Here is a 14,167-nt window from a genome sequence, read left to right on the forward strand (position 1 = left end):
AGCACCTAATAAGATAACCCTGACCGGTAACGGTCAGGGTTTTTTTATGCCTGGAATTTGGGAAAAGATCTGTTTAAAGCTTTTCGGTATTTACCCCACCTCATACTCTGCCGTTAGGCTTTAATCTGATCAATTTACTTGCGAATTGATTTGCAACACACTTAAGTAAGATATGTTTTTCATTATTACAATAAAGTTAGATGCTCTGATTTAATAGCCTAGTGTTTTTATCTCGTACACCGCAGGAGAGTCATCTGATGCAACCTACCACATCATTGAATGCTCAGATTCAATGTGTTGAACATTCCGATGGATCGCTTGGACTGAAGAGTTCAGGACGCTGGATGGTTGATGCTCTTGATGATGCCGTTGTCGTATTAGATCAATGTCTTACGAAGCAGTATGCGGCCTCAATCCAGTGGGATGTCTCTGGCGTTCATCATTATGATTCGGCAGGTATGCTGCTTTTTATTTATTATTATGATGTGTTGAAATCACATAATTGCTCTGTCGATGTCATTGGTGTTACTGAAAAACATAAACAAATGTATCAGCTATTGCGACGTTATAAGTCAGATAAACCTAGAGTGCCGATTGATTCATCTTTTTATTTATTGAAGCTTTTGGCCGATATAGGAAAAAAAGCAGTTTTCTATTTCCAGGATTTTTCCGCGTTTCTTTATTTTGTCGGCGAAAGCTTCGTAAGTTTGTTGTATGCCACTCGACACCCTGGTTCTATTCGTTTTGCTGCTATCGTTAAAAATATAGAAGATGCAGGTGTTCGTGCACTACCCATCGTTGCGTTAACCAGTTTTTTAATAGGGATAGTGATTGCTTATCAAGGCGCTGTTCAATTGCAGAAGTTTGGTGCAAATATTTTCATTGTGGATATGATCGGACTTTCAGTTACCCGGGAGCTTGCTCCGCTGATCACTGCTATTGTTGTCGCTGGCCGTACAGGTTCTTCGTATACCGCTCAACTAGGTGTGATGAAAATTACTGAAGAAATTGATGCAATGCGCACGATGGGGTTTGATCCGCATCGTTTTCTTGTTTTACCTCGGCTCTTCGCGCTCATGCTAACGCTTCCCCTGCTGATTTTTTTCGCTGATATAGTGGGTATTCTCGGTGGTATGTTTATTTCGAATATCCACCTTCATCTATCCTATTCTGAATTTCTTCATAGATTGCAAAGTGTGCTTGAAGCTAAGCATGTATGGATTGGTATCATAAAAGGTCCGTTTTTTGCTTGGTTGATCGCTGTTGTTAGTTGCTTTCGGGGTTTTCAGGTATCAAATAACACCGATAGTATCGGGCGATATACTACGGTGAGTGTGGTTAATGCTATTTTCCTGGTGATTGCCTGTGATGCAATTTTTTCAGTAATACTCACGGAGCTGGGGATTTGAATAAAATTGTTATCAGCGTATCAGATATTGTGACCCGATTAGGATTAAACCTGATTCATGACGGTTTAAGTATGAGTGTGAAGCGGGGTGAAATTTACGGTTTGCTGGGTGGTAGCGGCTCAGGTAAGTCGACTTTATTAAAAGAGATGATCATGCTTGTGCGACCAGAGTCCGGAGAGATTCGCTTACTTGAGCATAACCTGACATCAATTACGCTTACCGAGATAGCAAAGTTACAACGACGTTGGGGCGTATTATTTCAAAGTGGCGCACTTTACTCCTCGCTAACAGTTAAGGAGAACATAGGTATAACCCTAAGGGAATATACATGTCTCCCTGATACGTTAATTCAGGAAATTGTCAGAGTTAAGTTAAGAATGGTCGGCCTCTCTGACGGTGCTGCTGATCTCTACCCTTCTCAATTAAGTGGAGGCATGATTAAAAGAGTAGCATTGGCGCGCGCGTTAGCGATGGATCCGGAATTACTTTTTCTTGATGAGCCTACTTCAGGGCTCGACCCTGTGGGAGCTGAAGCGTTTGATCATTTAATTCTGGAGTTGCGGGATATTTTGGGTTTAACCATTGTTATGGTGACACATGATCTTGATTCTATTTGGACTGTAGTCGACCGGTTTGCTGTTTTGGGTGATAAAAAAGTGGTTGCTGAAGGCTGTTTGGCTGACGTGATTGAAAATCCTCACCCTATTGTGCAGCAGTTCTTTAAAGGCGCGCGGGGAAAGATAAGGAGCCAAAATGGAAAGTAAAATTAACTACACATTGGTGGGTCTTTTCGTGGTTGTGTTATCACTAGGTTTGATGACATTTGCATTTTGGCTGGGTAAATATGGAGGCCAGGAGGAGTACGACTATTATTATATTTACATGACAGAGTCTGTCGCCGGATTAAGTACTGATTCTTCTGTTAAATACAGAGGTGTAGATATCGGGACAGTAGATAATATAGCACTGAATCCAGAGAATTCAGAACAGGTAGCGCTATTGTTACGTGTACAGCATTTGACCCCGGTAAAGGTTGATACGACTGCCACTATGAAATCATTTGGCTTGACCGGGTTGGTTTATGTTGAGTTAGAGGGAGGACGCCGGGATTCTGAATTGCTGATAGCCAAGGAGGGTGAAATTCCGATTATTCCTGCGCGGCCTTCTGCGTTTGTACGGTTTTCTGAATCGATGAATCAACTAACAGAACAAACTGATCAGGCTTTGGAAAAGTTTTCCCGTCTTCTTAGCGAAGAAAATATCCATAATATTAGTGTTATTCTTTATGAAACAAGAGATCTGTCTATCGAAGTCGGGGAGAATCTTCAAGGCCTTAAAAAAGTAATCGAGGGTGGTATTGTCACGGAAGAGCGTGTTATCGGAGCGTTGAAACACGTTGAGTCTGCTTCTCTCAGTATTAAAAATATGGCTGATAGCTTGAGAAAAAGCTCAGTAGAGGTTAGTCATAATATTGGCGAAGATGTGCATAAGAGCCTTGAATCCTTTAATCAGCTGATTTACCAATTAGACATTCTGGCTGTGGATCTCCAAAGAACAACTCAATCTATTGAAAATACTCCAGGAGATTTATTGTTCAAGCGTTCTACGCCTAAGCCGGGGCCCGGTGAGGAGGGATACAGTGAGAAGTAGATTTTTAATACTTTGTTTTTTGTGTAATCTGCTAGCTGGTTGTGCGACTACAACCTTCCCACCGGTTGATGTATATACGATATCCCTGTTATCTAATTATAGTAACGACCGGGTTGAAATAGCTGATCATAGCAATGTCATCCTTAAAGTATCTCCTGTTCGAGGGGCCAGGCCCTTCACCTCTACTGCATTTTTGTATAAAGATACACAGCATGGACTAAACCACTATGCTTATAGTCGTTGGAGCGATGTGCCGGTTAAAATTCTGCAAACATATTTTCAGGTTGCCCTGGAAAAAAGTGCTCAATTCAGAGCTGTCGTTCCCACAGGTTCTGTTTCAAATGCTGATTATTTACTAGAAAGTACGCTGTTGGATTTTAGTCACCATATCAATGATGATGGCAGTTCTGACGGAGTTATCAGAGTGCGTTTTTATGTGATTAATAATGCGACTAAAACTGTGTTAGCAACAACAGAACTTGTTTCAAAAGTGCCTGCATCCCTTAAAAATGCTCAAGGTGCTGCCGTTGCTCTCAATATAGCAGCGAGTAATGTTGCGCGTGATTTAGTGTTCTGGGTAATAGCGGGAGTTGGAAAGATTTAACAGGAGACGAAATCCAAGTGGGCCTGTTAATCATAAGCATATATCAAAAATCATAGAGTTAATTGAATCCTCCATTGAGTAGTGGTAAACCTGTAGACTCGATTGAATATATAAGGGATAGATTTCAAGATGCGTGATTTACAGAAGTTCTATATTGATGGCCAGTGGTTAGATCCAATAGGTCTTAAATCTTTAGCGGTTATTAATCCTGCAACGGAAACACCGATAGCGACTATTAGATTGGGTAATAAAGACGATGTGGACGCGGCTGTGACTGCGGCGCGTAAAGCCTTTGATGATTTTAGTCAAACCAGTATTGATGATCGCATCGCACTATTAGAAAAGATTATTACAGCCTATAAAAATCATAGTAACGCTCTGGCAGAAGCGATTACCAGCGAAATGGGTGCTCCTGATCAATTCGCGCGCAAAGCGCAGGTAGGTGCAGGTTTAGGGCATTTCTTAGTGGCATTAAAGTTACTAAAAAATTATAAATTTGAAGATGTGATTGGTACAACCAGGGTAGTCAAAGAACCGATAGGTGTGTGTGCTTTGATCACTCCCTGGAACTGGCCGCTAAATCAAATTGCTTGTAAGGTCGCACCTGCATTAGCAGCGGGTTGTACTATGGTATTGAAGCCCAGCGAAATTGCACCATTGTCAGCGCATATATTTGCACAGATTATGCATGAGGCGGGTGTGCCTGCAGGTGTCTTTAATCTTATTGATGGCGATGGGGTGGGAGTAGGAACAGCGTTAACTCATCATCCTGAAGTCGATATGGTTTCTTTTACCGGTTCAACGCGTGCCGGTACACTTGTTTCCCAAGCGGCTGCCGAAACTGTGAAGCGAGTAGCACTGGAGTTAGGCGGGAAATCTGCCAATATTCTTTTACATGATGCGGATTTTGAAAAAGCGGTGAGCCGTGGTGTGAAAGGAGTGATGAGTAACAGTGGCCAATCCTGTAATGCATTAACGCGGATGCTGGTACCGGTAGATAAACTTGATGAGGTTATTGAAATTGCTCGTCGTACAGCAGGAAGCGTTATTGTAGGCGCGCCTAACGATGCGGCAACCGTTATGGGGCCGGTTGTTAGTGATGTGCAGTGGCATAAAATACAAACGTTGATCAATAAAGGGATCGATGAAGGTGCTCAGCTAGTCTGTGGTGGTCCAGGTAAACCCGAAGGCTTAGAGACAGGTTACTATGTTAAACCCACTATCTTTGCTCAAGTGACCAATGATATGACGATCGCTCGTGAAGAGGTTTTTGGGCCGGTGTTGAGTATTATTTCATATACGAATGAAGACGAGGCGATTGCGATTGCTAATGATTCACCTTATGGTTTGTCGGGTGGTGTCTGGTCAGAAGATCTGAACAGAGCTCGCTCCGTTGCTGCACGGCTACGCACTGGAATGGTTCATCTGAACGGTGCCGCTAATGATTCAAGAGCACCTTTTGGTGGTTATAAGCAGTCCGGAATAGGGCGGGAATGGGGCGCTTACGGACTTGAAGAGTTCCTCGAAACCAAAGCGTTGTTTGGTTATGAGATTGTCTGATTTTTTAATTTAACTGGTTTTTATCCGCTGCTTTACTCGCTAGTCCGACTAAATCAGCGGCTTATATTTTCTCGTTCTGATGTACCGGTTCTTTGCTGTTATTCCCTTTCGAATCAACCTGTTTCCTCCTCTTTATCAAAATATTTTTTTTTCTGTAAGGTTTGTACGCTGGCAACGACTAATACTCTAGAAGCCAATTACAAGACAGTAATAGGTATTAAGTGGTCTGGAGAATAACAATGAATACATATCTGAAGCCTGCATTAAATGGAATAGCTATGGCCTTTGCCGCTGCAAGTTTTGCTGCCAGCGCTGCAACAGAACAACCATCGGGAGCGAGTGCTGATGCATCAGAAACAGTTGAGATGGTTCACTGCTCAGGTGTTAATCAGTGCAAAGGACATAATGACTGCAAAACGGCTGATAATGCGTGTAAAGGACAGGCTGCTTGTAAAGGACAGGGTTTTGTTGGTATGCCGGCTAAAGCATGTGCTGATGCAGGCGGCACAGTGAAGGATGATTGGCGTGGGGAAATTGCTAAAGCTGAGTTAACACAGTGTTTTGGTATCAATGTATGCAAAGGGCACAATGATTGCAAAACAGCGGATAATGCGTGTAAAGGTCAGGCTGCTTGTAAAGGTCAGGGGTTTATCATGACGACGCCTGAATCGTGTGCTGATATCGGTGGTACAGATTCTTAAGAATATATTCTGAGATCATTATCTCAGAAAAGAGTCATGTGCGGAGAGGGGTAACCCTTTCCGCACATCAAGGGTTAGTTTTATGAGTAAGCATTTTATGGGGTTTGGGCTGGGGTTAAGAGCCCAGCATTTTCACGATGTTCTTGAACAGAAACCGGATCTTGACTGGTTCGAAGTTATTTCTGAGAACTTTATGGTGGATGGCGGTAAACCCAAATATTACCTGCACCAGATCCGTGAACATTACCCGATGGTAATGCATGGGGTATCGTTATCTATCGGTTCGGTTGATCCGCTTGACTACGGTTATCTTAAACGACTCAAATGTCTGATTAACGAGTTACAGCCAGAATGGATATCAGATCATCTCTGTTGGACCGGTATCAATAAGATTAATAGTCACGATCTGTTGCCAATGCCTTACACCGAAGAAGCACTGAAGCATATTGTTGGGCGTTTGATTCAGGTACAGGACTATTTAGGTCGGCCTATCCTGATGGAAAACCCTTCCAGTTATCTTGAATTTTCTGAATCAACCATTCCTGAATGGGAGTTTATGGCAGAGATGGTGAGCCGCTCAGGCTGTCAGGTATTGCTGGATGTGAATAATATTTATGTCAGCTCACGCAATCATGGTTACGATTGTGATACCTATCTTAAAGCGATTGATCCCGCTTCCGTCAGACAGATTCATCTGGCGGGGCATACAGATTACGGTAGTTATGTGATTGATACGCATGCTCACGATGTTCCTGATCCGGTGTGGGAATTATATCGCGAAGCACTTAAATACCTTGGGCCTGTCAGCACGATGATTGAGCGCGATGATAATATTCCGCCACTGGCCGATTTGCTGGCAGAGTTATCTGTTGCCCGTAAGATAGCGGCAGAAGTATTGACGGTTGAGCAGTTACAACCTAAATACAAGACGGCGTCATGAGTAAGCTAGCGGAGCGTCAGCAGCAGTTGATGGACTATATTCTCGGCCATAATGAAGCTATTGCTGAACATGTCATTGAGTCAGGGGAGGCCAGCAAAGCGTTACGCTTACATATCTATCGGAATAATTATAATGCAGGTCTTCGTGAGGCCATTGATACTGATTTTGAAATGCTGGGAACCTATTTGGGCGATGATTTGTTTGAACAGATGGTTAGGGGTTATATCAAAGCTTACCCTTCGCATTATTATTCGTTAAAGCATTTTGGTGATCATCTTCCTGCTTTTTTGCGCGAAAATGAACTCTTTAAACAGCATCCCCAATTAGCCGAGTTAGCCAGATTTGAACGTCTGCTGCTCCGTGCATTTGATGCGTCAGAGTCGCCAAGAGCGTTGCCACAAACATTACAACAGTTAGAGCCCTCGTTATGGCCAGAGCTACGCCTGGCTTTTCATCCCAGCGTACAAATATTTAAATCTGAGATTAACGTCGTAGAAATATGGCAGGCGCTTAAGGGCAATAAAACTCCGCCAGATGTTGTGTTTCAACCTTCTGTCTGGGTGCTGTGGCGTAATCATGACCGCCTCACCGAATTTCGTTCAATCGACGCGTTCGAACAGTTGATGCTGGAAGCGTTTCTGCAAGGCGTTAACCTTGCAGATGTAGCTGAACAGCTATTAGCTTATCAGCAGAACGCCGACCCTACTCAGCTAATGGTGCAGTGTTTATTAGATTGGTTTGAGCATGGTTGGGTTAATCGCTTGCGCAGCACCGAGGACAAGCCCACGTTAAGGTCTCTCTAAAAAGTTACTCTCATTGTCTAAAATAAGTTTGCGTATCTAATAGCCTGATTGGGTATTTCCTCATAATCAATTACCATAGCTGACCGCAAACAGGACAGCTCCCACATGCTCTCACCTTATGAACTATATCAGAGACAGCTTGAGCAGGAAGGCTTCGTAGCAGATCCGGCGCAACATGAAGCGCTTGAGCAGTTGGATCAACTCTACCTTCGGCTGAAGGTATCTTCATCGCGTTGGAAAGGGCGAAAAGAGGTGCGGCTAAAAGGGCTTTACCTTTGGGGTGATGTGGGTCGCGGTAAAACATTCCTGATGGATCTGTTTTACCAAAGCTTGCCTGATGGGCGTAAGTTACGCTTGCATTTCCATCGTTTTATGGCACGTATTCATCGTGACCTGAATACAGAAAGTGGCCATGCCGAGCCATTGCAGCGTATAGCCAAGCAACTCGCACGGGAATGTAACGTCCTTTGTTTCGATGAGTTTTTTGTTTCTGATATTGGCGATGCCATGATTTTAGGGCGCCTGTTTACGGCGCTGTTCGACAATGGAATCACATTGGTCGCCACCTCCAATATCCCAATAGAGCGATTATACTGGGATGGTTTACAGCGCCAGCGGTTTGAGCCCGCCATTAAGCTTTTGCTGCAGCATACGCAAGAGGTTCACTTGAATGGTGGGGAAGATCATCGCTTACGCCATCTTCAGCATCAAAAAACCTATTTCTTACCCTCCGAGATTCACTTCGATCAGCTATTTTTGCAGTTGGCTGAGCCGCTTAATAATAAGATGCAATCTGCTGATCAGAGCTTGTTGGTATGTCATCGGCCGATAGACGTGATACGGCTGGGTAAGTCATTAGTCTGGTTTAGTTTTGATGCCCTCTGTAATGGACCGCGTTCGCAATTAGATTATATTGAATTGGCGAGCCGTTTCAGCTGCATTATGCTCAGTGAAATCCCCCTGTTGGGAGGCGAATGTCGGGGCTGGATCAAAGCACGTGGTACAGAAGACGGTAGTTTTGGCACGACCGAAACAGGTGAGCGTAAGCTGTCTTATGCCAGACAGGATGATGCTGCCAGGCGCTTTATCAGTTTGGTTGATGAGCTTTATGATCGTCGGGTGAATCTGTATTTGTCGGCAGAAGTACCGTTGGAGTCTCTCTATAGCGGTGGCTCACTGAGTTTTGAGTTCAAGCGAACTTACAGCCGATTAATAGAAATGCAGTCGGCAGAATATCTTAAATGCCCGCATCAGGTAAGCTGATGTAACAACTCATGTGCAGGCTAGTAGCACGGCGTAAGGCAATTTATTAACGCTTGATGACTATCAAGTACATCTCCGTTTGTCATTGTTAGGCTGGCGTCTCTTAACAATTGTTGGAGATGCTATTGTGGAGTTGGTTTGTCCTGCGGGAAGTTATCCTGCCTTAAAAGCGGCTGTCGATAATGGTGCGAATGCCGTTTACTTTGGTTTCAGGGATGCTACTAATGCGCGTCATTTTGCGGGTCTGAATTTTGATCGACGTAAGGCTGAAAAAGGCATCGATTATGCCCGCAGTCATGGGGTTAAAGTACTTTGTGCAGTCAACACTTTTCCACAGCCTTCTGGTTGGAAAGCATGGCAGGGCGCTGTTGATATGGCTGCTGATCTGGGTGTTGATGCCTTAATCGCTGCTGATATGGGGGTATTAGGGTACGCTTCTGATACACATTCTGCGCTTAATCTACATCTATCAGTTCAAGGCTCGGCGACCAATTACGAGGCGCTCACTTATTACCAGCAACAGTTTGGTATTAAACGAGCGGTATTACCGCGAGTGCTGTCCCTGGCTCAAGTTGAGCACTTGGCTCAGCATAGCCCGGTTGAACTTGAAGTCTTTGCCTTTGGTAGTCTTTGTATCATGGTCGAAGGGCGTTGTTACCTGTCTTCGTATATTACCGATGAATCCCCCAATACCTGTGGTGCGTGCTCTCCTGCAAAAGCAGTTCGTTGGCAGGAAACTGCTTCTGGTCTGGAATCGCGCTTGAATGATGTGCTGATCGATCGCTATAAGGCCGACGAGAAAGCAGGTTATCCCACGCTATGTAAAGGCCGCTTTGATGTGGAGGGCTCGGTATATCATGCGATGGAGGAGCCCACTAGTTTAAATACGCTTGACCTGATTCCTGAGTTAAAACGCATGGGTATTAAGGCATTAAAAATTGAGGGACGGCAGCGAAGCCCTGCTTATGTCGCTAAGGTGGTGCGTATCTGGCGAGAAGCTCTGGATACGGCTGCGCGTAATCCAGATCACTTTGATATCAATCCAGAATGGAATAATGGCCTGTTGGAGCTCTCTGAAGGCTCAACAACAACTATCGGTGCTTATCATCGTAGTTGGCAATAACAGGGAGGGGTTATGAGTCAGGTTATTAGTATGCAAGAACGTCAACAAAAGAGTCAGAGTATGAATCTTTCATTGGGACCCATTTTGTATTTTTGGCCGAAACAGGATGTTTTTAATTTTTACGCCGAGATGGCAGAGCTTCCACTAGATACCATTTATCTGGGTGAAACGGTGTGTTCTAAACGGCGAGAATTAAAATTATCAGACTGGTTGGGGCTAGCTCAAGAATTAGCGCAGTGTGGTAAAAAAGTGGTGCTATCTACGTTGGCATTACTGGAGGCTGAATCCGAACTAAAAATGTTACGCCGTATTTGCCGAAATGCTGATCTGATGGTTGAAGCCAATGATATGGCGGCGGTGCAGTTATTAAGCCAACAGGAGATTCCTTTTGTAACCGGGCCTTCTATTAATATTTATAATCTCCGTGTTTTGAAGCAATTGTATAACAGTGGTATGCGCCGTTGGGTGATGCCTGTGGAGTTAGGCGCGCAGACGCTTGATGATTTATTGCAGCAAGCGGCGGCTGATGGCAGTTTGCCAGATCTGGAAACAGAGGTGTTTGCTTATGGTTGTTTGCCGCTGGCTTACGCCGCCCGCTGCTTTACCGCTCGTTATAAGGATCTACCGAAAGACAACTGCAATTTTTGTTGTATTGAATATCCGGAGGGTATTCCGATGAAGTCGCAGGAAGGGGATGGTCTCTTCATCATTAATGGCATTCAGACGTTATCGGGTGAGCATTATAATCTTGAGCATGAGTTAGTTCGTATGCAAGAAATAGGTGTGGATATGGTTCGCCTGAGCCCTCAACGAGAGGGCATGGCTGAAGTGATCGAACGATTTTCGAGTCGATTGCAGGGCATGCCCGCTGATCTGATACCGCTACTAAATCAGTCTCAGTGTAATGGCTATTGGTATGGCCAGCCTGGGATGAGCTGGGTAGGTGATACTGAATGATAGAAGCTAAATGATAGATATGTCGGATTAAGTGGTGAGAAAATAAGTCTGCTATATGTAGGGCTTATTCTCTCTATCGCTGTTGTGAGGTGCTGCTTGGCAATGATGAGAGTGCGTTGTTTAATTAATTGCCCGCTGTGCAAGCTTAATACTGCGTTTGAAGAGGGCCGGCATCTCGCTCCAATCAACACTATCCATCAGGTTTTTGATGGTAAGGCCTAATTCAGTATTCCCCTCTATCACCAACCTGCGTTGGAAAAACAGGGTGTCAGGGTCAACGTCCTGACCGGCCATCTGTATGAAATCTTTCGCATCGCCTCTAATCCAGGCATCGGGCTTATCAGCAGGTAGAACAACGAGCTTTTCATCACGGCAGGTGAAAGCTATGCGGATGTCGATGTCGCGGATATCTAACCCTAATTGCTGACCTTCCAAAAAATAGAACTCATCATCATTGAGCTGTTCACGAAATAGATAGTTGAGAGTCTGTTCGGCTATTCTTTTTCTGACGAAAAAAGGTAGTTTGGGTTCTGTGTAGCGAACGATGTGTAAAACGCTGGCCTTCTTCAGAAGGTTCTGCAGGGGTGACAGGGGTAGAAGTGCTATGTTGGGCAGAGTAAAAAGCATCGTGATGGCTCCTTGGTCAATGTTTAATAGTAAGGGGGAGCTCCATATTCTCCTTTGATATCGATCAAGTGCCGGTATTCACAGTGCTTTTTAGTTCAGTTTCAAGTTCGGTCTTTGATGTATCAACTGGAAACGCTGGGTTCAGTCAAAAACCACGATTATATTATGTAATAGTGAATTACTTGTAGAAAGGGTGTTGACATGAAAAGGCTGTGGTATATAATATCCCCAGCTTGAAAGTACGTCCTATATTTATGCATGCCAATTTGATGTTAGATTTTTAAATTTACGTCCTGTTTTCATAAGTAAAAAGTAACACTCTCAGCAAAACCCGCCTTATTTTAAGGCTCAAATTACTCTTGATTAAAGGATATTATTATGTCTGCTACAACTACTGGTACTGTAAAATGGTTCAACGAATCTAAAGGTTTTGGCTTTATCGAGCAAGAATCTGGTCCAGACGTTTTCGCTCATTTCAGCGCTATCTCTAGCTCAGGCTTTAAAACTTTGGCTGAAGGCCAGAAAGTTGAGTTTACAGTTACTCAGGGTCAGAAAGGTCCTCAGGCTGAAAACATCGTACCTCTATAATTAGAGCTACGTTTGACTTGCTCTGATTTCAGTGTAAGTCATTCCTAAATTCCTCTAGGGGAATTGTAAAAAGGGTGAAATCTAACGATTTCGCCCTTTTTTAATTTTTATTTAAACTTATGCGTTTTCTGATTCTGTTTGTTTTATGTTGCCGGGTGCATGAGTAGCCAGCATCACGATTCAGATAATAAGCGTGCTGATTATCCTGCTGTAATTGAATTTATGGCATAATGCATTTTATTTTTCATCCGCGCTTCGTGTCGTCGCTTGCACTGCGAGACTATCCCTTTAGCATTATTAATTCGGAATAAAACATTGCTTACTACCGCGAATATCACCATACAATTTGGCGCCAAGCCGCTTTTTGAAAATATATCTGTAAAATTTGGCGAAGGTAACCGCTACGGTTTAATCGGTGCCAATGGTTGCGGTAAATCCACCTTTATGAAAATTCTGGGAAATGATCTTGAGCCTTCCGCTGGTACTGTCTCTAAGGAGCCGGGGGAGCGTATTGGTAAATTAGCGCAGGATCAGTTTGCTTATGAAGAATACACTGTAATCGACACCGTGATTATGGGTCATACAGAGCTGTGGGCAATTAAGGCCGAGCGCGATGCGATCTATTCAAATCCAGATATGACCGAAGAAGACGGCATGCGTGCCGGTGAATTGGAGTCTGAGTTTGCAGAAATGGACGGTTACACTGCAGAGTCTCGTGCGGGTGAATTATTATTAGGCGTAGGCATCCCGATTGAGCAGCATTTCGGCCTTATGAGCGAAATAGCTCCGGGTTGGAAGTTACGTGTATTGCTTTCTCAGGTTTTGTTTTCTGAGCCTGATATTATGCTGTTGGATGAGCCTACCAATAACCTGGATATTAATACTATTCGTTGGTTGGAAGATGTATTAAACGCTCGCAATTGCACCATGATCATCATTTCTCATGACCGTCACTTTCTTAATAGTGTCTGTACACATATGGCGGATCTGGATTACGGTACATTACGTCTTTATCCCGGCTCTTATGATGAATATATGACCGCTGCTACTCAGGCGCGTGATAGTTTGTTGTCAGAGAATGCCAAGAAAAAAGCACAGATTTCAGACCTTAAAGCTTTTGTTAGCCGCTTCTCTGCGAATGCTTCAAAATCGAAGCAGGCAACGTCCCGTGCCAAGCAGATTGATAAAATTCAACTGGAAGAAGTTAAGCCATCCAGTCGTCAAAACCCGTTTATTCGTTTCGAACAAGATAAAAAACTGCATCGTTTAGCGCTTGAAGTTGAAGGGTTGGAAAAGCGTTTTGAGACAGAGCTCTTTGCTGGTCTTGATATGATGGTTGAAGTTGGCGAGCGTATTGCTATCATCGGGCCTAACGGCATCGGTAAAACTACCTTGCTGAGATGTTTGGTGGGCGATTTGGAGCTTACTGCCGGGCAGATTAAGTGGTCTGAAAACTCAGAGCTGGGATACTATGCTCAGGATCACTCTTCAGACTTTAAAGAAAATAAATCTCTGGTTGAATGGATGAGTGACTGGGGTAGCGAAGGCGATGATGAGCAGGTGATTCGCGGCACGCTGGGTCGTTTGTTATTTTCTCAGAAAGATATTAATAAATCGGTTAACGTTATATCCGGCGGTGAGCAGGGGCGTATGTTGTTTGGTAAGCTTATGCTGACGCGTCCGAATATCATGTTAATGGATGAGCCTACCAACCACTTAGATATGGAATCGATTGAGTCGTTGAATTTAGCGCTGGAGAACTATCCAGGTACGCTGATCTTTGTCAGCCATGACCGTGAATTTGTATCATCATTGGCCACGCGTATTCTTGAGTTGACGCCACATGGTATTGTCGACTTCCGTGGCACTTATGATGATTACCTTCGCAGCCAAGAAGTGTAAATATTCAATAGTTGTAAAGTATGAGCGAAAGAAAACCCGC

14 protein-coding genes are annotated in these 14,167 nt (G+C 43.9%); 13 read left to right on the plus strand and 1 reads right to left on the minus strand.

Annotated elements, in window-relative coordinates:
- Positions 1-257: 257 nt before the first annotated feature.
- The 11 genes from Nant_RS12170 to Nant_RS12220 all read left to right on the plus strand — a co-directional run bounded on the left by Nant_RS12170 (position 258) and on the right by Nant_RS12220 (position 11,010).
- Entirely contained in the window at positions 258-1,409 is a 1,152-nt protein-coding gene (locus Nant_RS12170; RefSeq protein WP_054341937.1) for an ABC transporter permease, read from the plus strand.
- The gene (locus Nant_RS12175) at positions 1,406-2,173 is read left to right on the plus strand and encodes an ABC transporter ATP-binding protein (RefSeq protein WP_054341938.1); all 768 of its coding nucleotides are present in this window, start codon (positions 1,406-1,408) and stop codon (positions 2,171-2,173) included. Before Nant_RS12170 ends, Nant_RS12175 begins: the two co-directional genes overlap by 4 nt.
- Entirely contained in the window at positions 2,163-3,059 is an 897-nt protein-coding gene (locus Nant_RS12180; RefSeq protein ID WP_054341939.1) for an MlaD family protein, read from the plus strand. Before Nant_RS12175 ends, Nant_RS12180 begins: the two co-directional genes overlap by 11 nt.
- The gene (locus Nant_RS21065) at positions 3,049-3,663 is read left to right on the plus strand and encodes an ABC-type transport auxiliary lipoprotein family protein (protein WP_076496117.1); all 615 of its coding nucleotides are present in this window, start codon (positions 3,049-3,051) and stop codon (positions 3,661-3,663) included. The genes Nant_RS12180 and Nant_RS21065 overlap by 11 nt, the downstream gene beginning before the upstream one ends.
- Before the next feature lie 129 nt (positions 3,664-3,792).
- Positions 3,793-5,223 (plus strand): aldehyde dehydrogenase family protein, encoded by a 1,431-nt coding sequence (locus Nant_RS12190; RefSeq protein ID WP_054341941.1) that lies wholly within the window; start codon positions 3,793-3,795, stop codon positions 5,221-5,223.
- A gap of 239 nt (positions 5,224-5,462) precedes the next feature.
- Positions 5,463-5,924 carry a BufA2 family periplasmic bufferin-type metallophore gene (gene bufA2, locus Nant_RS21725; RefSeq protein WP_054341942.1) on the plus strand — a complete coding sequence of 154 codons (462 nt, stop codon included), beginning with the start codon at positions 5,463-5,465 and terminating at the stop codon, positions 5,922-5,924.
- 82 nt (positions 5,925-6,006) lie between these two features.
- Entirely contained in the window at positions 6,007-6,864 is an 858-nt protein-coding gene (gene bufB / locus Nant_RS12200; protein ID WP_054341943.1) for an MNIO family bufferin maturase, read from the plus strand.
- On the plus strand, positions 6,861-7,667 hold the full coding sequence (locus tag Nant_RS12205) for an HvfC/BufC N-terminal domain-containing protein (RefSeq protein WP_054341944.1): 807 nt from the start codon (positions 6,861-6,863) through the stop codon (positions 7,665-7,667). Before bufB ends, Nant_RS12205 begins: the two co-directional genes overlap by 4 nt.
- A gap of 105 nt (positions 7,668-7,772) precedes the next feature.
- Positions 7,773-8,930, plus strand: coding sequence for a cell division protein ZapE (zapE, locus tag Nant_RS12210; RefSeq protein WP_054341945.1), 1,158 nt, complete (start codon positions 7,773-7,775; stop codon positions 8,928-8,930).
- 127 nt (positions 8,931-9,057) lie between these two features.
- Positions 9,058-10,053, plus strand: coding sequence for a ubiquinone anaerobic biosynthesis protein UbiU (gene ubiU / locus Nant_RS12215; RefSeq protein ID WP_054341946.1), 996 nt, complete (start codon positions 9,058-9,060; stop codon positions 10,051-10,053).
- A gap of 12 nt (positions 10,054-10,065) precedes the next feature.
- Positions 10,066-11,010, plus strand: coding sequence for a U32 family peptidase (locus Nant_RS12220; protein ID WP_238377135.1), 945 nt, complete (start codon positions 10,066-10,068; stop codon positions 11,008-11,010).
- 120 nt (positions 11,011-11,130) lie between these two features.
- Here Nant_RS12220 and ubiT read toward each other — a convergent pair whose 3' ends face one another.
- On the minus strand, positions 11,131-11,637 hold the full coding sequence (gene ubiT, locus Nant_RS12225; protein WP_054341947.1) for a ubiquinone anaerobic biosynthesis accessory factor UbiT: 507 nt from the start codon (positions 11,635-11,637) through the stop codon (positions 11,131-11,133).
- Positions 11,638-12,015: 378 nt separating this feature from the next.
- Between ubiT and Nant_RS12230 the strand changes: the two genes are divergently transcribed.
- Both Nant_RS12230 and Nant_RS12235 read left to right on the plus strand, forming a co-directional pair.
- Positions 12,016-12,225, plus strand: a complete 210-nt coding sequence (locus Nant_RS12230; protein WP_054341948.1) for a cold-shock protein — start codon at positions 12,016-12,018, stop codon at positions 12,223-12,225.
- A gap of 315 nt (positions 12,226-12,540) precedes the next feature.
- A complete protein-coding gene (locus tag Nant_RS12235) occupies positions 12,541-14,127 on the plus strand; it encodes an ABC-F family ATPase (RefSeq protein ID WP_054341949.1) in 1,587 nt (528 codons plus the stop codon).
- Positions 14,128-14,167: the final 40 nt, after the last annotated feature.

It is taken from the genome of Neptunomonas antarctica, from assembly GCF_001305295.1.
GTDB lineage: Bacteria > Pseudomonadota > Gammaproteobacteria > Pseudomonadales > Balneatricaceae > Neptunomonas > Neptunomonas antarctica.

Bases quoted from the DNA above. Each gene is read 5' to 3' on its own strand.
- bufA2 (WP_054341942.1), top strand. From the start codon at position 5,463: ATGAATACATATCTGAAGCCTGCATTAAATGGAATAGCTATGGCCTTT.
- Nant_RS12180 (WP_054341939.1), top strand. From the start codon at position 2,163: ATGGAAAGTAAAATTAACTACACATTGGTGGGTCTTTTCGTGGTTGTG.
- bufB (WP_054341943.1), top strand. From the start codon at position 6,007: ATGAGTAAGCATTTTATGGGGTTTGGGCTGGGGTTAAGAGCCCAGCAT.
- Nant_RS12170 (WP_054341937.1), top strand. From the start codon at position 258: ATGCAACCTACCACATCATTGAATGCTCAGATTCAATGTGTTGAACAT.
- Nant_RS12190 (WP_054341941.1), top strand. From the start codon at position 3,793: ATGCGTGATTTACAGAAGTTCTATATTGATGGCCAGTGGTTAGATCCA.
- ubiT (WP_054341947.1), bottom strand. From the start codon at position 11,637: ATGCTTTTTACTCTGCCCAACATAGCACTTCTACCCCTGTCACCCCTG.
- Nant_RS12230 (WP_054341948.1), top strand. From the start codon at position 12,016: ATGTCTGCTACAACTACTGGTACTGTAAAATGGTTCAACGAATCTAAA.
- Nant_RS12205 (WP_054341944.1), top strand. From the start codon at position 6,861: ATGAGTAAGCTAGCGGAGCGTCAGCAGCAGTTGATGGACTATATTCTC.
- zapE (WP_054341945.1), top strand. From the start codon at position 7,773: ATGCTCTCACCTTATGAACTATATCAGAGACAGCTTGAGCAGGAAGGC.
- Nant_RS12220 (WP_238377135.1), top strand. From the start codon at position 10,066: ATGAGTCAGGTTATTAGTATGCAAGAACGTCAACAAAAGAGTCAGAGT.